Genomic DNA, 249 nt, shown 5'->3' on the forward strand with positions numbered 1-249 from the left:
CGCCTGTGATTGTAAACGTATCACGTATTGCTTTAAGTAATCTTTCCAACTGATTAATAGAAAGGGCCGTTGGTGTGCCACCACCTACATACATGGTCATTAAGTTCCTATATTTGGCTGTAGACATGTATCAGTTGCTGATGTCTAAGATAGAACAATCTCCTTTCCATCAATACGAAATATCTAATTTTGCATTAGATGGCCATGAATCAGAACATAATAAGGTTTACTGGTTTAATGAGGAATATT

General features: G+C 36.1%; 1 pseudogene. It reads left to right on the forward strand.

The features are described from left to right. Positions 1–113 precede the first annotated feature (113 nt). A pseudogene (locus IDG65_RS14525) lies at positions 114–249 on the forward strand (radical SAM family heme chaperone HemW); the annotation flags it as partial.

The sequence above is a fragment of the Staphylococcus sp. EG-SA-17 genome (assembly GCF_017151845.1).
GTDB lineage: Bacteria > Bacillota > Bacilli > Staphylococcales > Staphylococcaceae > Staphylococcus > Staphylococcus aureus.